The sequence below is a fragment of the Jiella mangrovi genome (assembly GCF_017815135.1).
GTDB lineage: Bacteria > Pseudomonadota > Alphaproteobacteria > Rhizobiales > Rhizobiaceae > Jiella > Jiella mangrovi.
On sequence record NZ_JAGJCF010000013.1, the window covers coordinates 78818 to 100090 of the forward strand.

General features: G+C 63.6%; 14 protein-coding genes and 1 pseudogene. 9 read left to right on the forward strand and 6 right to left on the reverse strand.

Going from position 1 to position 21273, the window contains the following annotated elements:
* Window positions 1-27: 27 nt before the first annotated feature.
* The 4 genes from J6595_RS15900 to J6595_RS15915 all read left to right on the forward strand — a co-directional run bounded on the left by J6595_RS15900 (window position 28) and on the right by J6595_RS15915 (window position 3365).
* Window positions 28-252, forward strand: coding sequence for an aa3-type cytochrome c oxidase subunit IV (locus tag J6595_RS15900; protein WP_209595564.1), 225 nt, complete (start codon window positions 28-30; stop codon window positions 250-252).
* A 77-nt stretch (window positions 253-329) separates the two neighbouring features.
* A complete protein-coding gene (locus J6595_RS15905) occupies window positions 330-1529 on the forward strand; it encodes a Re/Si-specific NAD(P)(+) transhydrogenase subunit alpha (RefSeq protein WP_209595565.1) in 1200 nt (399 codons plus the stop codon).
* Window positions 1529-1951 (forward strand): proton-translocating transhydrogenase family protein, encoded by a 423-nt coding sequence (locus J6595_RS15910; RefSeq protein WP_209595616.1) that lies wholly within the window; start codon window positions 1529-1531, stop codon window positions 1949-1951. Before J6595_RS15905 ends, J6595_RS15910 begins: the two co-directional genes overlap by 1 nt.
* A gap of 13 nt (window positions 1952-1964) precedes the next feature.
* A complete protein-coding gene (locus J6595_RS15915; RefSeq protein WP_209595566.1) occupies window positions 1965-3365 on the forward strand; it encodes an NAD(P)(+) transhydrogenase (Re/Si-specific) subunit beta in 1401 nt (466 codons plus the stop codon).
* Between the two features lie 32 nt (window positions 3366-3397).
* On the opposite strand, the gene J6595_RS15920 is transcribed toward J6595_RS15915, so the two are convergent.
* Both J6595_RS15920 and J6595_RS22980 read right to left on the reverse strand, forming a co-directional pair.
* Entirely contained in the window at window positions 3398-3751 is a 354-nt protein-coding gene (locus J6595_RS15920) for a DUF1493 family protein (protein WP_209595567.1), read from the reverse strand.
* Window positions 3742-4170, reverse strand: a complete 429-nt coding sequence (locus J6595_RS22980) for an STM2901 family protein (protein ID WP_425342163.1) — start codon at window positions 4168-4170, stop codon at window positions 3742-3744. The genes J6595_RS15920 and J6595_RS22980 overlap by 10 nt, the downstream gene beginning before the upstream one ends.
* Before the next feature lie 258 nt (window positions 4171-4428).
* On the opposite strand from J6595_RS22980, the pseudogene tnpA reads away from it, so the two are divergent.
* Window positions 4429-4836, forward strand: a pseudogene (gene tnpA, locus J6595_RS15925) (IS200/IS605 family transposase).
* A 205-nt stretch (window positions 4837-5041) separates the two neighbouring features.
* On the opposite strand, the gene J6595_RS15930 reads toward tnpA, so the two are convergent.
* A complete protein-coding gene (locus J6595_RS15930; protein WP_209595568.1) occupies window positions 5042-8002 on the reverse strand; it encodes an Rne/Rng family ribonuclease in 2961 nt (986 codons plus the stop codon).
* A gap of 852 nt (window positions 8003-8854) precedes the next feature.
* Between J6595_RS15930 and J6595_RS15935 the strand changes: the two genes are divergently transcribed.
* The 3 genes from J6595_RS15935 (at window position 8855) to prfB (ending at window position 14127) form a co-directional block, all read left to right on the forward strand.
* The gene (locus tag J6595_RS15935; protein ID WP_209595569.1) at window positions 8855-10084 is read left to right on the forward strand and encodes an N-acetylmuramoyl-L-alanine amidase; all 1230 of its coding nucleotides are present in this window, start codon (window positions 8855-8857) and stop codon (window positions 10082-10084) included.
* A gap of 326 nt (window positions 10085-10410) precedes the next feature.
* A complete protein-coding gene (locus tag J6595_RS15940) occupies window positions 10411-12858 on the forward strand; it encodes a penicillin-binding protein 1A (RefSeq protein ID WP_209595570.1) in 2448 nt (815 codons plus the stop codon).
* Between the two features lie 140 nt (window positions 12859-12998).
* Window positions 12999-14127, forward strand: a protein-coding gene (gene prfB / locus J6595_RS15945; protein WP_209595571.1) for a peptide chain release factor 2 whose coding sequence is annotated in 2 segments (ribosomal slippage) — window positions 12999-13067 and window positions 13069-14127 — 1128 coding nt in all. Because the reading frame shifts where the segments join, the coding sequence is not laid out codon by codon here.
* A 397-nt stretch (window positions 14128-14524) separates the two neighbouring features.
* On the opposite strand, the gene J6595_RS15950 is transcribed toward prfB, so the two are convergent.
* From J6595_RS15950 to bcp, 3 genes are all read right to left on the reverse strand, one after another.
* Complete coding sequence (locus tag J6595_RS15950) at window positions 14525-15910, reverse strand: M23 family metallopeptidase (protein WP_209595572.1); 1386 nt, start codon at window positions 15908-15910, stop codon at window positions 14525-14527.
* Between the two features lie 466 nt (window positions 15911-16376).
* Window positions 16377-17207, reverse strand: a complete 831-nt coding sequence (locus J6595_RS15955; RefSeq protein WP_209595617.1) for a ferritin-like domain-containing protein — start codon at window positions 17205-17207, stop codon at window positions 16377-16379.
* Window positions 17208-17212: 5 nt separating this feature from the next.
* On the reverse strand, window positions 17213-17689 hold the full coding sequence (bcp, locus tag J6595_RS15960; RefSeq protein WP_209595573.1) for a thioredoxin-dependent thiol peroxidase: 477 nt from the start codon (window positions 17687-17689) through the stop codon (window positions 17213-17215).
* Between the two features lie 231 nt (window positions 17690-17920).
* Here bcp and J6595_RS15965 point away from each other — a divergent pair, with 231 nt between their 5' ends.
* Window positions 17921-21115, forward strand: coding sequence for a hypothetical protein (locus J6595_RS15965; protein ID WP_209595574.1), 3195 nt, complete (start codon window positions 17921-17923; stop codon window positions 21113-21115).
* Window positions 21116-21273: the final 158 nt, after the last annotated feature.

Genomic DNA, 21273 nt, shown 5'->3' on the forward strand with positions numbered 1-21273 from the left:
GAACATTCGCAGAATGGGAGGGCTGCCATGGCCGGGGAAATCAAGATCGACACGTCGAATGCCGCCGAGATGGACTATCCGGAGCATGAGAAGACCTACGCGCTTTTCATCGGCCTGTTCAAATGGGGCTCCGTCGCGGTCATCGCCCTGCTCTTGGGCATGATGGTCGGCCTGATCATGGGCAGCGGCGTCATCGCGTCGGTCCTGACCTTCGTCGTCGCCCTTGCCATCGGCTATTTCGCCCTGCGCTGAATCATCGATCGGACCGACCCCGAAAGCGGGGCGGGCAGAGCGATCGTCATGTCAGCAGGCAGGGGAGAAGCCGCATCATGAAAATCTTCGTTCCGAAGGAAAGCGCCGAGGGCGAGAGCCGCGTCGCCGCGTCACCGGACACCATCAAGAAACTCACCGGCCGCGGCGCCGAGATCATCGTGGAGACCGGTGCAGGCGCAAAGTCACGCATCACCGATGCGGCCTTCGAGGAAGCCGGGGCGAAGATCGGCGACAGATCGGATGCAGGCTCGGCCGACGTCGTGCTGAAGGTGCGGCGCCCGACGGGCGACGAACTCTCTGCCTACAAGTCCGGCGCGGTCGTGATCGCGATCATGGATCCCTATGGCCAGGACGAGGCGCTGAACGCGATGGCCGAGGCCGGCATTCTCGCCTTCGCCATGGAGCTGATGCCGCGCATCACGAGGGCACAGGTGATGGACGTCCTGTCCTCGCAGGCCAATCTCGCGGGCTATCGCGCGGTGGTCGACGCGTCCCACGAATTCGACCGGGCCTTTCCGATGATGATGACGGCCGCCGGCACGGTTCCGGCCGCCCGCGTCTTCGTGATGGGCGTCGGCGTTGCCGGCCTCCAGGCGATCGCCACCGCCAAGCGTCTCGGCGCCGTCGTCACGGCGACGGACGTGCGCCCGGCGACGAAGGAACAGGTCGAGTCCCTCGGCGCGAAGTTCGTCGCCGTCGAGGACGAGGAGTTCAAGGCGGCCGAGACATCCGGTGGCTACGCCAAGGAGATGTCCAAGGAGTACCAGCAAAAGCAGGCCGAGCTCGTCGCCAAGCACATCGCCAAGCAGGACATCGTCATCACCACGGCGCTGATCCCCGGCCGACCGGCGCCCAAACTCGTCTCCAAGGACATGGTCGCCTCGATGCGGCCGGGCTCGCTGCTGGTGGATTTGGCGGTTGAGCGCGGCGGCAATGTCGAGGGATCGAGGGCCGGCGAGATCGTCGAGGCGGGGCCGGCGCGGATCATCGGCTACACCAATGTCTCCGGCCGGGTCTCGGCCAGCGCATCGCTGCTTTATGCCAAGAACCTTTCGGCCTTCGTCGAAACCATGCTCGACAAGGAGACGGGCGCCTTGGCGATCGATTTCGACGACGAGCTCGTCAAGGCGACGCTTCTGACGCGCGAGGGCAAGGTCGTGCACCAGAACTTCGGGGGAGCCAAAGCCGACGAGACCCCCAGGCCTGAAGAGCCGGCGCCGAGCAAAGAAGAAACGACCGCCGGGGAGGGCGAATGATGGAGAACGAAACGGCTCAGGAAGCGCTCAGGCGCCTCAACGACGCGGGAGCTGCGATCAACGACGCGCGCAACGGCGTCGAAAGGTTGATCGGCGAAGGCTACGGCCAGGTCGCAACCATCGCCGAGCACACGGGCATCGACCCCTTCGTGTTCCACTTCGCGATCTTCATTCTGGCGATCTTCGTCGGCTACTATGTGGTGTGGTCGGTGACGCCCGCGCTCCACACCCCGCTGATGTCGGTCACCAACGCCATCTCCTCGGTGATCATCGTCGGCGCTCTGCTCGCCGTCGGCCTCTCGGCCTCGGGCCTCGCCACCACCTTCGGCTTCATTGCCCTGATCCTCGCCTCGGTGAACATCTTCGGCGGCTTCCTCGTCACCCAGCGCATGCTGGCGATGTACAAGAAAAAGTCGAAGTGAGGCGATAGGAACCATGTCCGAGTCAACCGCCGCCTTCCTGTACCTCGTCTCCGGTGTCCTGTTCATACTGGCGCTCAGAGGTCTGTCCCATCCGACCACGAGCCGGCAGGGCAACTTCATGGGCATGGCCGGCATGGCCATCGCCATCCTGACCACGCTCTTCCTCGCAGGACCGTCCTTCGGCGGCCTGCTGCTCATCATCCTCGGCATCGCCATCGGCGGCACGGCCGGCGCGGTGATCGCCCGGCGGATCGCCATGACGGCAATGCCGCAGCTCGTCGCCGCCTTCCACTCCCTCGTCGGCCTCGCCGCCGTGATGGTCGCGGCAGCCGCGCTCTATGCGCCGGAATCTATGGGCATCGACGCCGTCGGCGCGATTCACGGCCAGGCGCTGGTGGAAATGTCGATCGGCGTCGCCATCGGCGCGATCACCTTCACCGGCTCGATCATCGCCTTCTTGAAGCTCGACGGGCGGATGAGCGGCAAGCCGATCATGCTGCCGTCGCGCCATGCCATCAACATCGCTCTCGGCATTCTGCTCGTCGTCCTGGTGATCTGGTTCGCAGCGTCCGAGAGCCATGTCCTGTTCTGGCTCGTCGTCCTCGTCTCGCTCGCCCTCGGCGTTCTCCTGATCGTGCCGATCGGCGGCGCCGACATGCCGGTCGTCGTTTCGATGCTGAACTCCTATTCGGGCTGGGCAGCAGCGGGTATCGGCTTCACCTTGCAGAATCTGGCGCTGATCATCACCGGCGCGCTGGTCGGCTCGTCCGGCGCGATCCTCTCCTACATCATGTGCAAGGGCATGAACCGCTCCTTCATCTCGGTCATTCTCGGCGGCTTCGGCGGCGAGAGCGGACCGGCGGGCGCCGACGACCTTGGCGACCGGACGATCAAGCAGGGCTCGGCCGAGGACGCGGCCTATCTCATGGCGAATGCTTCGAAGGTGATCATCGTGCCGGGCTACGGCATGGCCGTCGCCCAGGCGCAGCATGCGCTGCGGGAGATGGCCGACAAGCTGAAGGAGGAGGGCGTCGAGGTGAAATACGCCATTCATCCGGTGGCGGGCCGCATGCCGGGGCACATGAACGTGCTGCTCGCGGAGGCCAACGTTCCCTATGACGACGTCTTCGAGCTCGAGGACATCAACTCGGAGTTCTCGCAGTCCGACGTCGCCTTCGTCATCGGCGCCAACGACGTGACCAACCCGGCGGCGCGCGACGACAAGTCCTCGCCGATCTACGGCATGCCGATCCTCAATGTCGACCAGGCGCAGACCTGCCTGTTCATCAAGCGCTCGCTCGGCTCCGGCTATGCCGGCATCGACAATACGCTGTTCTACAAGGACAACACGATGATGCTGCTCGCCGACGCCAAGAAGATGGTGGAGGACATCGTCAAGGCGCTGGACCGGTAAGGTCATCTATCGATTCGCTTCCGACAGCTCTACTAAGTCCCGCTCTCATTAAGACTGGCGGTATCCCAGACGCCCTTGTCGGCACAGATCGCCAGCATTGCCACAGTGAGTGGCGATCTCTTGATGCTCGTGCGGAACGGTGATGCGAGAATTTGCAATGGTTGGAAACTCTCCGATCCGAAATAGCGACTGAACTCAAAGTCACCTCTCTTAACGGAGAAAGTCTCGGCATACTCTTCCATAAATTGCAGTGCTTCGCTTCCGTCCAGCCCGCAGTCTTCGAACATGCGGGTTTCAGCCGATACATCAAATGCGACGCAAGTCGTTTCCTTAACGAAATCGACAACTTTGGCTAGCGTCTCGTCTCTAGGGAGCATTAGTGGCATTTATCTGCTTCCGTGACCTCGACATTATATGCATCGATCGTAGCTTTCAGAATAATGGTTACGTCAACTGCTAGTAGGATCCAGCCAACTACCGGGATGGCCCTGCCTACGAAAACGCCAATATTTTTTGTGAATAAAATTCGAAGCGCCTTTGCGCTTTCCGTTGTGATTGTCGGGAGCATGCGAGTTCTGATCTCGTAATTGAGTAACTTGCGGCTAGAAATAGAGGCCAATGACGTGCCGCGGGTCGCCCCTGCGAATTTTCCACGTGTGGGTACGATGGGCTGTCCGATGGCTATGGCAACCATCGCGGCCACCTCGTCCACCCCCAGGTGGTCAAGCGCCTTGTCCACGAATATCCAAAGGAAGAGTTCGCCTGATGTGAGGTCAGAATGACCATTGTAGCAATATGACGCCATCGCACGTGCCTATTCTAGTTACGCGCAAAAGTAGCAGTTAAATGGATAATTGCAACCGAAAGCGATATCTGGACTCGCGGATGCACGCGGACGTCACGCCGTCGAACGAAAGGTCAGTTGGACAGTGGCTCGTGTCCATGTCTGTCCTTCGAGAGCGAAAGGGCTAAGCCGTAAATAAGGCTGCTGCGGCTGGTGGCATGCATTCGACATTCGAGTTGCGTTGAAATTCAATAGACTTTGTAAGTCCCCCTAGTCTTACTGCGTCACAAATGGCGGTTTGCGTTTGCGGTTGGGCGCAGCCGGCACCAAGTGCTGGGCGGCGACGCGTGCAAACGATGACGCGAGCTTTTGCGCGAGACGGCGAGGGCGCACAAGATGATCGTCCACGCCGGCTCGATCAATCGGCATCACGTCCACATGCTGGTCGCGATCCGACCGGACCTATCGGTTTCGCGCGCGGTAAAACACTTGAAGGGCCGCAGCTCGCACAAGTTACTGGACGAGTTCGGAATAATGCGGAAGCGCTACTGGGGCCAGCACCTTTGGGCGAGGGGATATTGTGTTAACAGCAGAGGCAATGTGACGGACGAGGTTTGGATCGACTATATCAAAAACAAAACGCCGCCCGAACCTGACGATAACTTTGAAGTCACGTCAGTCCGCTGAATGGCGGACTGATCCGGCTTTCAGCCATAACCTGAACCCATCGCCTTTTAGGCTGTGGAGAGTTCACACCATCGCCCCGACTCGTAGTCTGGCGGTTCCGACATTTGCTGAGCGATTGTACAGCACGGTATCAGGTGTCAGAGCCGTACCGTCGCCCCTCCAGAGGAGACTTCGGGCCCGGCCTATTGGCCGAGCCCGAAGATTTTCAGAAAAAACTGCGGCGGGCCCACCAACCGGTGCGTCGGGGTTTGCCTTCTTCCTCGGCGGATGACGCTTCGCCGGTCGAGGAGGTGACCACGGGTTCCGCCGGCGCGGCCGGCTTGGCGTCGTCGTTGGCTGCCGGCTGTTCGGGCGCCTCGGCCATCGTCGTCTCGCCCTCGGCGACCTCAGCTTCCCGCCCGGCCACGTCTTCGCCCTCGGCCGACGCATCCGCGGCAACGCTTGCCTCGGGCGTCTCCGACGCAGTCTCGCTGGCTTCGTCCTGCCGCGTGGCTGCCGGCTCGGCGGCCGTTTCCGCGGGCTCGGCTTCGATGACGGAGCTGGTGACCCGGATGACGGTTTCGCCGGAAGCCGCCTCCGCCGGTGACGTCACGGTCTGCCTGCTCTCGCCCGGTGCCGCGCTTTCGCTGGTGATGGCTTCGCCGGTCTCGGCATCGGCTTGCGCGACGGCGCCATGCGCGACGGCATCGCCGCCGGCCATGGCGCGACCACTCTCATCGGCGTCGTCGCCAGTGCGAGCCGCGATCGCGTCGTCCCCGTTGCCCGTCTCGTCGCCGGCCTCGCCGTTCTGGTCACGATGGCGGCGGCCGCCCCGGCGACCGCGCCGGCGACGGCGGGATCCGCGATCGTCGTCGTCGGACCCGGCATTCGTATCCTCGCCGTTTGAATCGTCAGAGTCGTCGTCATCGCCGCTATCGGCGTCGTCATCGGACTGTGAGGCTTCGGCGGACGAGCTGTCGTCCTGGCCATCCTGGCCGTCGCCGCGCTCGCCCCTCCGCCGCCGGCGCCGACGACGGCGGCGCTTGCCGTTGCCGTCGCCATCGTCCTTGTCGGCTTCGGGCGTCTTGGCCTCGACCTCCTCGGCCACCGCGTCCTCGACGGCGTCGATCTCGTCCTCGGCGACCACGGATTCGGGATTGGCCGCGATCTGGCGGATGACCGGCTGCTCGGCCGGGCCGCCATGCTCAATCGTCACACCCTGATGGCCGGCCGCCTCGTCGGCCTCGATGGTGATCCGCAGGCCGAAATGCTGCTCGAGCTCGTCGATGCGCTTGCGTTTTTCGTTCAGCACGTAGAGCGCCGTCGCGGTCGGCACCTTGACGATCAGATCGTGGGTCGCCTGCTTCTGCAGATGCTCCTCGATCGACCGGAGCACATGCAGGGCCAGCGACGAGGCCGAGCGGATATGGCCGTTGCCGCCACAGATCGGGCAGGGCTGCATGGTGGATTCCAGCACGCTGGCGCGGATGCGCTGGCGGCTCATCTCCAGAAGCCCGAAATGCGAGATCTTGCCGACCTGGATGCGGGCCCGATCGCTCTTCAGGCAGTCCTTGATCTTCTTCTCGACCGAGCGGTTGTTCCGCTTTTCCTCCATGTCGATGAAGTCGATGACGATCAGGCCGGCGAGATCGCGCAGTCTGAGCTGCCTGGCGACCTCCTCCGCCGCCTCCAGATTGGTCTGGTAGGCGGTGTCCTCGATCGAATGCTCTTTGGTCGAGCGGCCCGAATTGACGTCGATCGCGACCAGCGCCTCGGTCTGGTTGATGATGATGTAGCCGCCGGATTTCAGCGTCACATGCGGCTGCAGCATCTTGTCGAGCTGCGTCTCGATGCCCTGGCGCGCGAAGATCGGCGTTTGATCGCGGTAAGGCTGGACGACCTTCGCCTGGCTCGGCATCAGCATCCGCATGAAGTCTTTCGCTTCGCGGTAGCCGCCTTCGCCGGCAACGAGGATCTGGTCGATGTCCTTGTTGTAGAGGTCCCGGATCGAGCGCTTGATCAGGCTGCCTTCCTCATAGACGAGGGCAGGGGCGATCGAGGAGAGGGTGACGGTCCGCACCGTCTCCCACAGCCGCATCAGATATTCGTAGTCGCGCTTGACCTCCGCCTTGGTGCGGTTGGCGCCGGCGGTCCGCAGGATGATGCCCATGCCGCGCGGCACGTCGAGCTCGCGCACGACATCCTTCAGGCGCTTGCGGTCCGTGGCATTGGTGATCTTGCGGGAAATACCGCCACCGCGCGCCGTGTTCGGCATCAGCACCGAATAGCGGCCGGCGAGCGACAGATAGGTGGTCAGCGCCGCGCCCTTGTTGCCGCGCTCTTCCTTGACGACCTGCACGAGCAGGATCTGGCGGCGCTTGATGACCTCCTGGATCTTGTACTGTCGGCGCGGGCGAGCCTGGCGGACGGGCACTTCCTCCATGGCGTCTTCCGAGCCGAGATCGTCGATCTCCTCGGCTTCCTCGCCATCGTCGTCGGAGCTGTCGCCATCGGACTGGTTGCTGCGACCGCGCGGCCGACGGCTGCGGCGACCGCGGCGCGGGCGCTCGTTGTCGTCGGCATCCTCGGACGACGACGCGTCGGTGTCGTCACCCTCGCCATCGCCCTCGTCTGATCCCGTCTCGCCCTCGTTCGTGACCTGATCGCTGCCGTCATCCGCTTCGGGGGCGCGCGCAGTCACGACATCCGACGAGCCTTCGTCGGTCTCGCCAGTGGATGCGCCATCCTCGTCTTTGTCGCCATTGGCCTCGGCCACCGCCTCGGAGACCGTATCGGCGTCCTCGCGCGCTGCAGCCTTGCTGCGGCCACGGCTGCGGGAACGACCACCCTTTGCGGACGCCTTCGGCTTCGGCTCGTCAGCCTCGTCGTCTTCCTCGCCACGTGCCATTTCCTCGGCGAGAAGCGCTTCGCGGTCGGCTTTGGGGATCTGGTAGTAGTCGGGATGGATCTCGGAAAAGGCGAGGAAGCCGTGGCGGTTTCCGCCATATTCGACGAAGGCGGCCTGCAGGGACGGTTCGACCCGTGTGACCTTGGCGAGGTAGATATTGCCCTTGAGCTGCTTCTTGTGTTCCGATTCGAAATCGAACTCTTCGATCCGGCTACCGCGGACGACGACGACGCGCGTCTCTTCCGGGTGGGACGCATCGATCAACATTTTGTTTGCCATGAGGTGACTCCCCGGCGCTCGCGCAAGGGACACGCATCCGGCATCTCAAAGCCTGGCGGTATCTGGAAGGGCGCGAGCCCGAATGGGTCGTGCGCTCGGACCGCAGCTCGACGTTCCCGCACTGACGATCGGCCGCGACGAAGCGGCTTTCGGGCAATGGCAGACGGTGACAATCGGACAGCTGCGGCAACAACACGACCTTATAACAATGGGTGACCGCTGGTTGCGGCCGATGAAGCGTTTCCGGTGCGTTGTCCAATCGGTCTTCGCACCATGAACGATGAAGTGTGTCGATCGCAGTTCCATCTGCGGCGTCGACAAAAAACCTCGACATTGAGGTGGGGTGGCCGGGCGTAGCATCGCCGCTCTGGCGGGTCGGCCTCCTCGCGGGCATTGCAGCCCACGAGGGTCTCCGAACCTCGTGCCGGCGACGACGGATTCCCCGCCACCATGAACCTCTCTTCTGCTTTTATGACGGGTCGTTGATCATGACAAGTGCACTGCTCTTTTGAGAGGCGTCGAGAACGAGGCAATTGCCGCCCTGCACATCGCGAGCTGAGGCTGGAGCAAGCTTCGGGGTCTACTCGCGACAGATAGGGGGCGGCGGTCCTGCAGCTGACGGGGGCGGCGGAGCGTTCATAAAGCAGCCATGCTGGGCGTTCAGACCGGTCCCGGCCCCGCAAAGACGGCACGGCCGTCAGCCGGCGGAGCGGTGCCCGATCGTTTCGTGATGTGCTATGGCGCGCCGAAGGTGCCTTCGCACCCGCCATCTCGCCGGGCTCTGCTAGAGACCGGCAGCGCGCATGCGTTCGGGAGCTTTCGGCCGCGAGAATTTGGGGGAGAGATGTCCGTATGATTGCCGGCCACCGCTTTGCCGCTCTCGTCTTCAGCCTTCTCCTTCCGGTTCTCGCCTTCGCCTCGCCGGGTGCTGCGACCGCGGCCCAGGATCAGGTGATCACCAGGATCGATCCGGAAGCGAACGACACCGGCCTCGTCGTGCGTTTCACGCTAACCGGCAAGACGGCGGTCCGCAGCTTCGCCCTGAAGAACCCGGACCGAATCGCGATCGACTTCGACGGAACCGTGCCGGCCATTCCGTTTGACGATCTGCCGGACAACAAGCTCGTCTCGACGGTTCGCCACGGCATGGTCACCGCCGATCGCTACCGCGTGATTCTGCGGCTGAAGGCGCCTGCGGTCGGAACCCTTTCCCAGCGCGAAGAGGATGGGACCGACATCGTCGAGCTGACGGTGTCTCCATCGAGCGGGCAGGGCGCATCCGACCAGCCGACCTCGGCAGAAAATCTCGTCGCGCGCCAGAGCGACCGGATCGCCGGCAAGTCGGCCTTGCCGAAATCCGGGCCGAAACGTCTGGTGATCGTCATCGACCCCGGTCATGGCGGCAACGACAAGGGCGCCGTGTCGCCCTCAGGGACGATGGAAAAAGACATCAATCTTCAAAATGCCCGGGCCCTTCAGGCGATCTTGAGGACTTATCCGAATGTCGATGCCGAACTGACGCGAACCGACGACACCTTCATTCCGCTGGACGAGCGGGCGGTGATCGCGCGCAAGCTCGGGGCCGATCTCCTGCTGTCGATCCATGCCGACTCCATCCATTACAAGTCGCTGCGCGGGGCCACCGTCTACACGCTGTCGGAGGACGCATCGGACGAGTTGTCGCGGCAGATCGCGGCGAACGAAAATGCCGCCGATCGTTTCGCGCCCGAGGGGTTCACCAAAAGCTCGCCGCAGATCTTCGACATCCTGCTCGATCTCACGCGGCGCGAAACGGTGAGCTTTTCGGAGCATTTCGCGTCCGCCCTCGTCGAAGATCTCAATTCGCACGAGATCGACCTCATCAATCGGCCGAAGCGATCCGCCGGATTCCGCGTTCTGAAGTCTCCAGACGTGCCGTCGGTCCTCGTCGAAATGGGGTTTTTGTCCAACAGCAAGGACGAGCAACTGTTGAAGGACAAGGACTGGCGGCGAAAAATTACCTCCGCCATCGCCGAATCGATCATCCGTTTCTTTCGCGGCGGCAAAGCCGAGGCCTTGAAGGCCGCGGAGAACCAGAACTGAAAAAAAATACCGCCTTGCCAATATGTTGCGGGCATTCGTTGACAAGAAACGCCAGCAAGGCCGGTCCGTCCGGCTTCGCCTGACCTTGCGTGATACTTGACAGGCCCTGCCAATTCTGTGGCAATTCGGCCAGACTTGAGCGCCAAAAGCCGTATTTCCAGCGTCGATCCACGCCGATGCCGCAATTTGCGGTCATGGCTGACCTGTTCTCGTGGGAATGAACGGGAAAAGGGTTGGCGTCAGCCGTTCCAGAGGGCACTAGGACCTTACGGTCGCTCGCGGGGACCGGATGCACTCGTTGTAGACATCGTCCGGACGGAGTTTCGATGATCAGATTGATCGGCTATTTCTTCGGCATAGGAGCCGTTCTCTTCATCCTCGTCGCCGGGGCCGTCGCCTGGTATGTCGAACGGATGTCGGAGGGCCTGCCGGACTATCAGGTGCTGGCCGACTACGAGCCGCCGGTGACGACGCGGGTGCATGCGTCCGACGGCCAGTTGATGGCCGAATACGCCACCCAGCGGCGGCTGTTCCTGCCGATCCAGGCAATCCCGGACCTCGTGAAGAACGCCTTCCTCTCGGCCGAGGACAAGAACTTCTATTCCCATCCCGGCATCGACATCGAGGGTGTCGGCCGCGCCGTGATGGTTCTTGCCAAGGGTGGGCGCATGCAGGGCGCCTCGACGATCACCCAGCAGGTCGCCAAGAACTTCCTCCTCACCAACGAGCGCACGCTCGACCGCAAGATCAAGGAAGCGATGCTGTCGCTTCGCATCGAGCAGGCCTATTCGAAGGACAAGATCCTCGAGCTCTATCTCAACGAGATCTATCTCGGCATGGGCTCTTACGGCATCGCTGCCGCTGCGCTCGCCTATTTCGACAAGTCGGTGACGGAACTGAACGTCGCCGAAGCCGCCTATCTCGCCGCACTGCCGAAGGCGCCGGAAAACTACAATCCGTTCCGCGACTACGACCGCGCGATGGACCGCCGCAACTGGGTGATCTCGCAGATGGCGGAAAACGGGTTCATCACCAAGGCGGAGGCCGACGAGGCAAGGCAGAAGCCGATCGAGGTCAAGCCGCGCCCGTCCGGCACCTATCTGGCGTCTTCGGAATATTTCACCGAGGACGTTCGCCGCGAGGTCGTGCAGCGCTATGGCTCGAAGGCCCTCTACGAGGGCGGCCTTTCGGTGCGGACCACGCTCGATCCGACGCTCCAGAAGGAAGCGCGGGCGGCGCTCCAGCACGGGCTGATCCTTTACGATCAGAAACACGGCTATCGCGGCCCGGTCCAGACGATCGACATCGGCAGCGACTGGGGCGCGGAGCTTGGCAAGATCGACGGGCTGTCGGATGTGCCCGAATGGCGTCTGGCTGTGGTTCTCGAGGCCAATCCCGACCGCCTCAGCGTCGGACTGCAGCCTGAGCGCACGATCTCCGGTGCGCGGTCGAGCGAGCGCGAGATCGCGACCGTCGCGCTTTCCGACATGAAGTGGGCGCTCAACCTCAATACCAAGGACAAGAAGGGCCGCGTCCGCGGGGCCGACGACGTCCTGTCGCGCGGCGACGTCATCTATGTGGAAAAGAAGGAGGATGGCGACGGCTACCGCCTGCGCCAGCCGCCGAAGGTCCAGGGCGCGCTCGTCGCCATGGAGCCGGAGACCGGCCGCGTCCGCGCCATGGTCGGCGGCTTCTCCTACGCCCAGTCCGAGTTCAACCGCGCCAGCCAGGCCTATCGCCAGCCGGGCTCCTCGTTCAAACCCTTCGTCTATTCGGCCGCGCTCGACAACGGCTATACGCCGGCCTCGGTGATCATGGACGGGCCGATCTCACTGCCGGACGGCAATGGCGGCTACTGGACGCCATCCAATTACGGTGGCGGCTACGCCGGCCCGTCGACGCTGCGACTCGGCATCGAAAAGAGCCGCAATCTGATGACCGTGCGCCTGGCCAAGGACATGGGCATGGATCTCGTGGCGCAATATGCCGAACGTTTCGGCATCTACGATCATCTCAAGCCCTATCTGCCGATGGCGCTCGGCGCGGGCGAGACGACCGTCCTGCGCATGGTGACGGCCTATTCGGTGATCGCCAATGGCGGCCGCTCGATCGAACCCTCGCTGATCGACCGCGTCCAGGACCGCTATGGCCGCACCATCTACAAGCACGACCAGCGCTTCTGCGCCGACTGCAACAGCCGCGAATATGACGGACAGCCCGATCCCAAGCTCGTCGACGAACGCGATCAGGTGCTCGACCCGATGACCGCCTATCAGATCACATCGATGATGGAGGGCGTCGTCCAGCGGGGCACCGCGACGCGGGTCAAGGCACTCGGCGTGCCGATCGCCGGCAAGACCGGAACGACCAATGACGAAAAGGACGTCTGGTTCGTCGGCTTCACGCCCAATCTCGTCTGCGGCGTCTATCTCGGCTTCGACAATCCCAAACCCATGGGACACGGCGCCACGGGCGGCGGCATGGCGGCTCCCGTCTTCATCGATTTCATGAAGGAAGCCCTGAAGGGCAAGAAGCCTGCGGACTTCAAGGTGCCCGAAGGCATGGAGCTGATCGCCGTCAATCGCAAGACCGGCATGCGGGCGAGCGGTTCGGGCCCGGACGTGATCATGGAAGCGTTCAAGCCGGGCACCGGACCGGCCGACAGCTACAGCGTCATCGACATGGACGAGATCGCCTCCGGCCCGGGCCAGACCGGCCAAGTTTCCCAGCAGGCCGAACAGGCCATCTCGCAGGGCGCCGGCGGTCTCTTCTGACCGCGGCCTGAGTCGCGCGGCGTCGCCCGGTCGGTTGACGAAGCGGACGCCGCGCCTTTAAGACCCCTCCCTCTAGCGCAGCACATGCTGCCGGGCCGCCCGCACAGGACGGCTCGACGCCATTTGAGGAGAATGCGGCAATGCGTGCCGAAATCGAGACCGTGGTCGACGAAACCAAGCAGGCCATAAGCCTGCTGAGGAGGCATCTTTGACTGGGATAAATCCCTCCGACGCCTCGAAGTCCTGAACCATAAAGCCGAAGATCCTACGATCTGGGACGATCCGATGGAGGCCCAGGCCCTGATGCGCGAGCGTCAGCAGCTGGAAACCACCATCAATGCGATCAACAGCCTGACCCAGACGCTGGACGACAGCATCGAACTCATCGCCATGGGCGAGGAGGAAGGCGACGCGTCGATCGTCGAGGACGCCGAAGCGGCGATCCGGAACGTCAGGAGCGAAGTCGACAAGCGCCAGATCGAGACGCTGCTCTCGGGCGAGGCCGATGCGAACGACACCTATCTGGAAGTCCATTCCGGGGCAGGCGGTACCGAAAGCCAGGATTGGGCCGCGATGCTCGAGCGCATGTATATGCGCTGGGCCGAGCGGGCCAAGTTCAAGGTCGAGGTGCTCGAGGAACATGCCGGTGAAGAAGCCGGCATCAAGTCGGCGACGCTCCTGATCAAGGGCCACAACGCCTATGGCTGGGCCAAGACCGAGTCCGGCGTGCACCGTCTGGTCCGGATCTCGCCCTATGACAGCCAGGCGCGACGGCATACGTCCTTCGCCTCCGTCTGGGTCTATCCGGTCGTCGACGACACGATCGACATCCAGGTGAACGAATCGGATTGCCGCATCGACACCTACCGGGCGTCGGGCGCAGGCGGCCAGCACGTGAACACCACCGATTCGGCGGTGCGCATCACCCACGTGCCGACCGGGATCGTCGTCGCGTGCCAGCAGGAGCGCTCCCAGCACAAGAACCGGGCGACCGCCTGGAACATGCTGAAGGCGCGCCTCTACGAGGCCGAGCTCGAAAAGCGCGAGGCGGCGGCAAATGCCGAGGCTGCGTCGAAGAGCGACATCGGCTGGGGCCACCAGATCCGGTCCTACGTCCTGCAGCCCTATCAGATGGTCAAGGACCTTCGCACCGGCGTCGAGAGCACCTCGCCGCAGGATGTGCTGGACGGGGGGCTCGACGACTTCATGGAAGCCGCGCTGGCCCAGCGCGTCCAGGGCGGCACCGCCGAGGTCGAGGACATCGACTGACGCGCCAGACCTTGTCAGCGACATGAGAAACGGGCCGGCGATCGCCGGCCCGTTCTGGTTTCTGCAAACGACCTTGGAGCGCCGCGCGCCCAATGGGACGCCGCACCACGCGACGCGTGCTCGGGCGCCGGCCACGACCTGATCGAGAAGGCGCATATCGAGGGCCCGGCGATCAGGGAGCAGGCGTTCGTCGTCATCGCGCGCGTCATGCCCGGGCCCGGTCCCGAGCATCCGGTGCGCCATTTAAGATTTTGTCTTGTTGCAGGTTCTTGGATCTTCGGGATGATGCCCGCGAATGACGAAGCGTCGAAGGCTGCGCCTTCTCGATCAACTCGCGGCGAGCACTCGCGCATAGCGACAGGCACGATGTTCGCGCCTGCTTCCTGAAGGGGCCCTGTCACCCGACGTCGCGGATTCTGTCGCCGACACGAAAGAACTTGGCGGGATCCACCGCCGTTCCGTCCCGGCGCACCTCGTAGTGGAGATGCGGGCCCGTGCTGCGTCCGGTCGAGCCGACGGCGCCGATCGTCTCGCCCCGGGACACGGTTTCGCCGACACGGACCGAGATCTTCGACATGTGGCCGTAGCGGGTGGTGATGCCGTTTCCGTGGTCGATCTCGACCATATTGCCATAGCCTCCGAAGCGACCCGCCTTGATCACCTTGCCCGGTGCCGTCGCCCGAACGAAGGTTCCCCGTGGCTCGGCAAAGTCGATCCCGGAATGGAAGGCGCGCTTGCCGAGAAACGGATCGGTCCGCACGCCGAAGGTCGAGGAGATCGCCGAGGCCTGCATGGGCCGGCCCAGCGGCAGCTTCCTGGCCGCTTCGTCGACCCGCTGCAGTTCGGACAAAGCGCCTTCGAGCTCCGCGACCGATCTGTCGAAGAGGTCGTCTGCGGGGACCGGCTCGTAGGGACCACCCGTGGCGCGGTCGTCGCCGACATCGTCCGGCAGTCTGATCCCCGCTGCCGCCAGCGCTGACGAGATACGAACCGCTCGATGGCGGGCCGTTGCGGCCAGCGCTTCGAGGTGGCGAAGCTGGCCGAGTTCGGCAACGCTGATCGCCTCGCCGATCTGGCGCAGGCTTTCGTCGGAGATGACATGCCCGGCCGTCGCCGTGAACTGTGGCTCGCCGGTTGCGTCCCTTGAAGGCGTCGCGGGTGCTGCTTCGGCGCGAAGCCGCCCGAGCCAGTCGACCTTCGGCTGAGACGCATCGGGAGCAAAGGCGTTTGCAGCCGGGGCAGGAGGGGCGGCGTGCTGATCGCCTGCATCGTCGGTGACATCGGCAAGGGAATCCGAAGCCGCATCGCCTTGAAGACCGGTGGGCACATCCTCTTCGGGCTTCGGCGTCGGGATCGGCACCGTCGCGGCAAGAAGCCCGGTCGACTTTGCCTGATCGAAGAGGGGCTGCAGCCTCTCGTATCGCGCGGCAAGTTCCTCCTGCTGATCGAGGAGAACATCGACTTTGCTCTCGACCATCTTCTGGGCCAGGAACTGCCGGCTGGTGGCGCGATCGAGCTGTGCCCTCAAATTGGCGATTCGCTGTTCGTATTCGTGTCGGCCCTGCCACTGACGCTCGGCGAGGCCGTCACCGCCATCCGGCGCGATCGCATAGCTCACCGGCACCGCAATCGCACCGGCCACAAGCAGGAGAGCCAAAGCCGATCCGAGAAGAATCCGGGTTTTGCCGACGGTGAAATGCCGCACATGCTCACCCCGCGCGATGATCACGGTGTGAGGCTGGCTACGCTTGCCGAAGGTGCTCGTCAGTTTGCTTGCTTGCATCGCTATCGATCGCTTGGTGACCGGCCGGAACCGGGGCTCTCGTCGATGGCGATTAGAAAGCGTTAGGGTTAACGTTTGGTTGGCGACACTGCGGCAAGAAGCGCCGGGCCTACGGCATCGCCCAAGAATTGGAACCGATTTTGAGAAAGAAACAAGCGTAAATTGAATAGGTTATAGCGTCCTCTGCGCGTGCATTCAGTGCACACGACAGTCTCGTCGAACGGCGCATATCGAGTGCCTGACACTCCGAGATCAGGCGTCCGCTTTTATCGCGCTCGTCATGCTCGGGCCCCGTCCCGAGCATCCAGTGCGCCGGTTAAGCTTCTGCTGTGTCGAACGTTTCTGAATTCTCGGGATGGGGCCCGAGAATGACGAAGCGTCGAATGGTGCGCCTTATCGATCAAGTCGTGGCCGGCCTCCGAGGATCGTGTCGTGTACGCAGGCGTGCATTCGGACGCACGGCGTTCTAGCGAGAGCGGGGCGACAGCGAGCGGTAGAAGGTCGGCGTCAGGCCGGCTTCGGCGCGGGCGCGATCGTTGAACGGGGCCTTGATGTCGCCGCGAAAGCTCTCGCGCACAAGCTTGCCGAAACGCTCGGCGGCATTGACGTTCTGGCGGGAGCACAGGAACCGAAACCATTTGGCGCCAATGGCGACATGCTTCTTTTCGTCACGATAGATGATCTCGAGGATCTTCGCGGTGTCGATGTCGCCGGTCGCCTGGAGCTTGTCGATCATCGAGGGCGTGACGTCGAGGCCGCGCGCCTCCAGAATCAGTGGCACCACGGCAAGCCGCGCCGACAGATCGTGCGCCGTCGCCTCGACGGCCTGCCACAGGCCGTCATGGGCGGGCAGGGCGCCATAATGCGAGCCGAGCGATTCGAGCCGCCGTGACAGCAGGCCGAAATGCTTCGCCTCCTCGAGCGCCACCGTCATCCAGCCATCGAAGAAGCTCTGCGGCATTTTCTCGCGGGTGAACCGCGCGACGATGTCGAGGGCGAGATCGATGGCGTTGAGTTCGATGTGGGCGAGGGCATGGATCAGCACGATCCGGCCCTCCTCGGTATGGACCGACCGGCGCTTCAGCTTCTTCGGCGAGACCAGCTCCGGCTCATCGGGGCGGCCCGGACGGCCCGGATGGGCCGGATCGGTCGGCGAATGCAGACCGAGCCGGCGCGCGAACCAGAGCCGGCAGGCAAGGTTCGTCAGCCGCACCTTCTCCTCGAGATCGCCCGCCGCCAGCGCCTCGACGGTCGCACGGCGCAGCGTATCGGGGATCTGTTCGCGCTCGCCAGACATCAAGCTCAAGCGCCGGCCTTAAGCTGCCGGGCGGCTTGAAGAACCTCTTCGGCGTGACCGGGCACCTTCACCTTCGGCCAGACCCTCGCCACCGTGCCGCCGGCGTCGATCAGAGCCGTGGTGCGCTCGACACCCATGTATTTGCGGCCGTACATCGACTTTTCAACCCAGACACCGAAGCTCTCGAGCAGGCTCTTTTCCTCGTCGGACAGCAGACGCACCGTCAGCTCGTGCTTGTCGCGAAACTTCTCGTGCTTCTTCACCGGGTCCGGCGACACGCCGAACACGGCAACGCCCGCCGCCTCGAAATCCTTGGACAAAGCGCTGAAATCAACAGCTTCGCGCGTGCATCCCGACGTATCGTCCTTGGGATAGAAATACAGAACGAAGGGCTTGGTCTTCAGCTCGTCGAGCGAGACCATTTCGCCACGGTCGTCCGGCAAGGTGAAATCGGGGCACTTGTCGCCAGCGGAAATCGACATCGTGTCATCCTTTCGACGCGAGATGATTGAAGGAGCATTCAAGGGAATGGCCAGGGAGCGCCAATTGCGCATAACACCGGCTGCTCGCAAGATGCCATTCCGGGGCGGATTGGGAAGCAGATAAATGCAGGAAGCAACGGGCCGGGCAAGCCCCCGCCGAAGCTCTTCGCTCGACCGCGGCGGCACGCGGCGGGCAACGGCTCGGCCGACAGATCGTCGCCGCGCGGCCGCATGACCTCGGCGGGTCGAATTCTCGCGGGCCTCTGCGCAGGGGGGCTGGTCTTCTTCATCGGGGCCGTCGCCCTCCTCGTCGCGACCACCTTCGGCAATCGCATCCTGCTGGACCAGAGCCAGCAGCTGCTTTCGAGCCTCTTGCCGGACGACATCAGCGTCTCCGTCGGCTCTCGCAGTGTCGGCTTCACGTCCGCCGGCGACGTGACGCTGCAGTTTCAAGACGTCAGCCTCGCCGATGTCGGCGATGGCCGAACGGTCGCGACCGCCGATCGTCTGTCCGTCGGCTTCAGTCTTGTTTCGATCCTGTCCGGCGAGGTCTCGGCGGAAAAGATTTCCGTGGATCATATGCGTGTCGATACGGACACCCTGTCTGGAACCGGCGATTTCGCGCCCCCTGACGGCAAGGCGATCTTTGCAGCGCTCGATCAAGCTGCGACGCAGCTTGGCGATCTGCCGCTCAAGGCCGTCGAAGTCACCGACCTTGCGCCCATGGACGGTACTCTCGCGCCTCAAATCGACCGGCTGACACTGGTCAGAACGGCGACCGACGAATTCGGCCTGTCCCTCGCAGCCAAGATGGACGCGGTCAGTCTCGCCGCCAATGGCAGAGCGCAGCTCTCGGACGATGGCCGCCGGCTGCAGCTTCTCGACCTGAAAAGCGAACCGATTTCGCTTCCGGTGCATCAGGGGGCCGCGATCGATGCGCCGAAACTCACTCTGTCGGTCACGCTCGATGGCGACGAGACCGGGCGTCAGCTTGAATTGACCGCTGGGGTGAATGGCGAAAGCCCGAACGAGGATGAGCTTCTCGGGGGCTTTGCAATCAAGTTGAAAGAAGGCGAAGAAACCGCGAAGATCGCTGCAAATTTTTCCGATCAAGGCTCGGTCGATGCCGAGTTTTCCGGTGAGCTCGATCTTCCCAACCCCGCCGATGGCATCGCAGCTTTCCGTCTGTCATCGACCCGGCTCGTCTCCAGCGTCGGACAGGCGAAGCCGGAGGACGAGCGCCGGGCAAGCTTCGGGTCGAGCGGTGTCGTGGATCTGAAGAACGGCACCATCCGCATCGACGATGCCACCCTTTCGGTCGGCGAGGGCTGGCTGAAGGCAAGCGCCGCACTCACCGGCTTCGACACAAATGACCGCGTGTCGGCGAATTTTCGCGGCAACGCCATCGAGGCCGCCGATCTGATGGCGTTCTGGCCGTTTTTCGTGGCCGACGGGCCCCGCGCCTGGACGCTGGAGCATCTGTCGCAGGGCCGGATCGATACCGCGGCGATCGATCTCGACTTGACGATCGAGCGCGTCCTGGAAGTCATCGAGCCGCATGTTCCCATGCGCGACGACGAGCTGCAGATCTCGATGGGTTTTTCGGGCGCAGCTTTCACGACGCAAGACGATATGCCGAGCGTTGCGGACGCCCGCGGCACCATTCGTCATCAGGGCAGCGCCGCCACGGTGAATGTCGAGACTGCGACACTCGTCGGCGAGCCTGATATCGCCGTATTGCCGTCCTCGCTCGATTTCCGCCACGCCGGCGACGGCGTCGATGCCGCGCTTTCCCTGAACGTCGAGGGCGGGGCCGCCAATCTCCTGGCGGTGGCCGACCGTCAGCCACTGATGGCCGTGGTGCAGAAAAATCTGAAGCCCGAAGACCTGACCGGCAAGGCGAAGGTCGGAATCGGCGTGGCGTTCCACCTCAGCGACAAGAAGGACGCGGCAGCACAGACCGAGCCCGGCAAGGTGAAATGGAGCCTCTTCGCTGAACTCGAGGACGTCGATCTCAAGACACCGATCGAAGGGCGCCGGCTTTCGAACCTCACCGGCACCGCGATGATTGCCGAAGGCAGCGTGATCGGGGACCTCACCGGCCGGATCGACGGAATTGCGGCCAAAATCACCTTCGCCCAGCCGATCGGGCTCGATCCCGTCGGCGACGCATCCCTGTCGCTCAAGGCCGAGCTGGACGATCGATCCATGGCGCAATTGTCGCCGGTGCTCGCGCATCTGGTGAGTGGCCCGGTCACGGTCGAACTCACCGGCGACAAGGCCGGATTTTCGGCGAAGGCCGATCTGACCCGGGCCACCATCAAGCTGCCGGCGATCGGCTGGTCGAAGAGCGAGGGAATCGCTGGAGCGCTGTCATTTCGTGTGGCGATGGATGGCAAAACCACGCGGGTCACGAACGCGGTCCTTAAAGGCGAGGGCTTTTCGGCCACCGGCTCTGCCGAGCTCGATGAGAAAGGCCTCAAATCGTTGGTCCTCAACTCCCTGGCTCTCAATCGCGACGACAGCGTTTCGGCGCGTTTGACGCGTGTCGAAAATGGCATGGGCCTCAGCGTCGCCGCCAACAGCATCGATGCGCGGCCGATCCTCGCCGCTTTCGAAAAGAGCTTCGGCGCAAAGGATGGCGAAGCCGACGAAGACCTGTCCCGTCTGGTGGTCGAGCTCTCGGCCGACACGCTGCGCGGATTTGGCGGCGAGACGCTGGACGACGCCGAGATCCGCTACGAGGCCGGCAAGGGGCTCGTGCGGGCAGCCTCGCTGACGGCGAACATAAAAGGCGCGCCGGTCTCGATGACCTTCCAGCCGGGCGCCACCTCAGACCCGTCCCTGCGCCTCGAGGCCGCGAATGCCGGCGCATTGCTGCGCTTTTCCGGTCTTTACGAAAAGATGCGCGGTGGCCGGCTGAAGATCAGCCTCGGCGAAAGAGACGGCGCTTATGCCGGCCGCGTGACGCTGAACGATTTCACGCTCGTCGATGAGGAGCGGCTGCGCAGCCTTGTCGGCACTGCGAACACGAATTCCGACAGCCTCGCGCGACGCTTCGGCGGCGACCTGCCCGTCGCCAACGCCTATTTCGACGGCGCAAGGGCCAATCTCAGATGGGCGGATGGCCGGCTCGTCGTCGATGATGGGATCATCCGTGGCCCGGTCTTCGGATCGAGCTTTTCCGGCACGCTGATCGACCCTTCGGGCCAGATCGCGATGGCCGGCTCGTTCATGCCGGCCTATGGCGTCAATCGCCTGTTCGGCGCGCTGCCGCTCGTCGGCGAGGTTCTCGGCAATGGCGGCGAGGGCGGGCTGATCGGGATCACCTACCGGTTGGAAGGAACGCTCCTCGACCCGACACTCATCGTCAATCCGATCTCGCTGATCGCGCCGGGCATCTTCCGGCGGATTTTCGAATATTGAGGGGAAGCGCAGATTCCCGTCGGCGCGAAGCGACGTCTCAAATCGGGAGCGATGAGCAAAGCTTCGACATTCCGGGCCACCCCGGGATGACGAAACGGTGGATGGGCGCGGCTCATTCGGCGTGGCCGACACCAGCACCGACCGGTGAAGCCCGATGC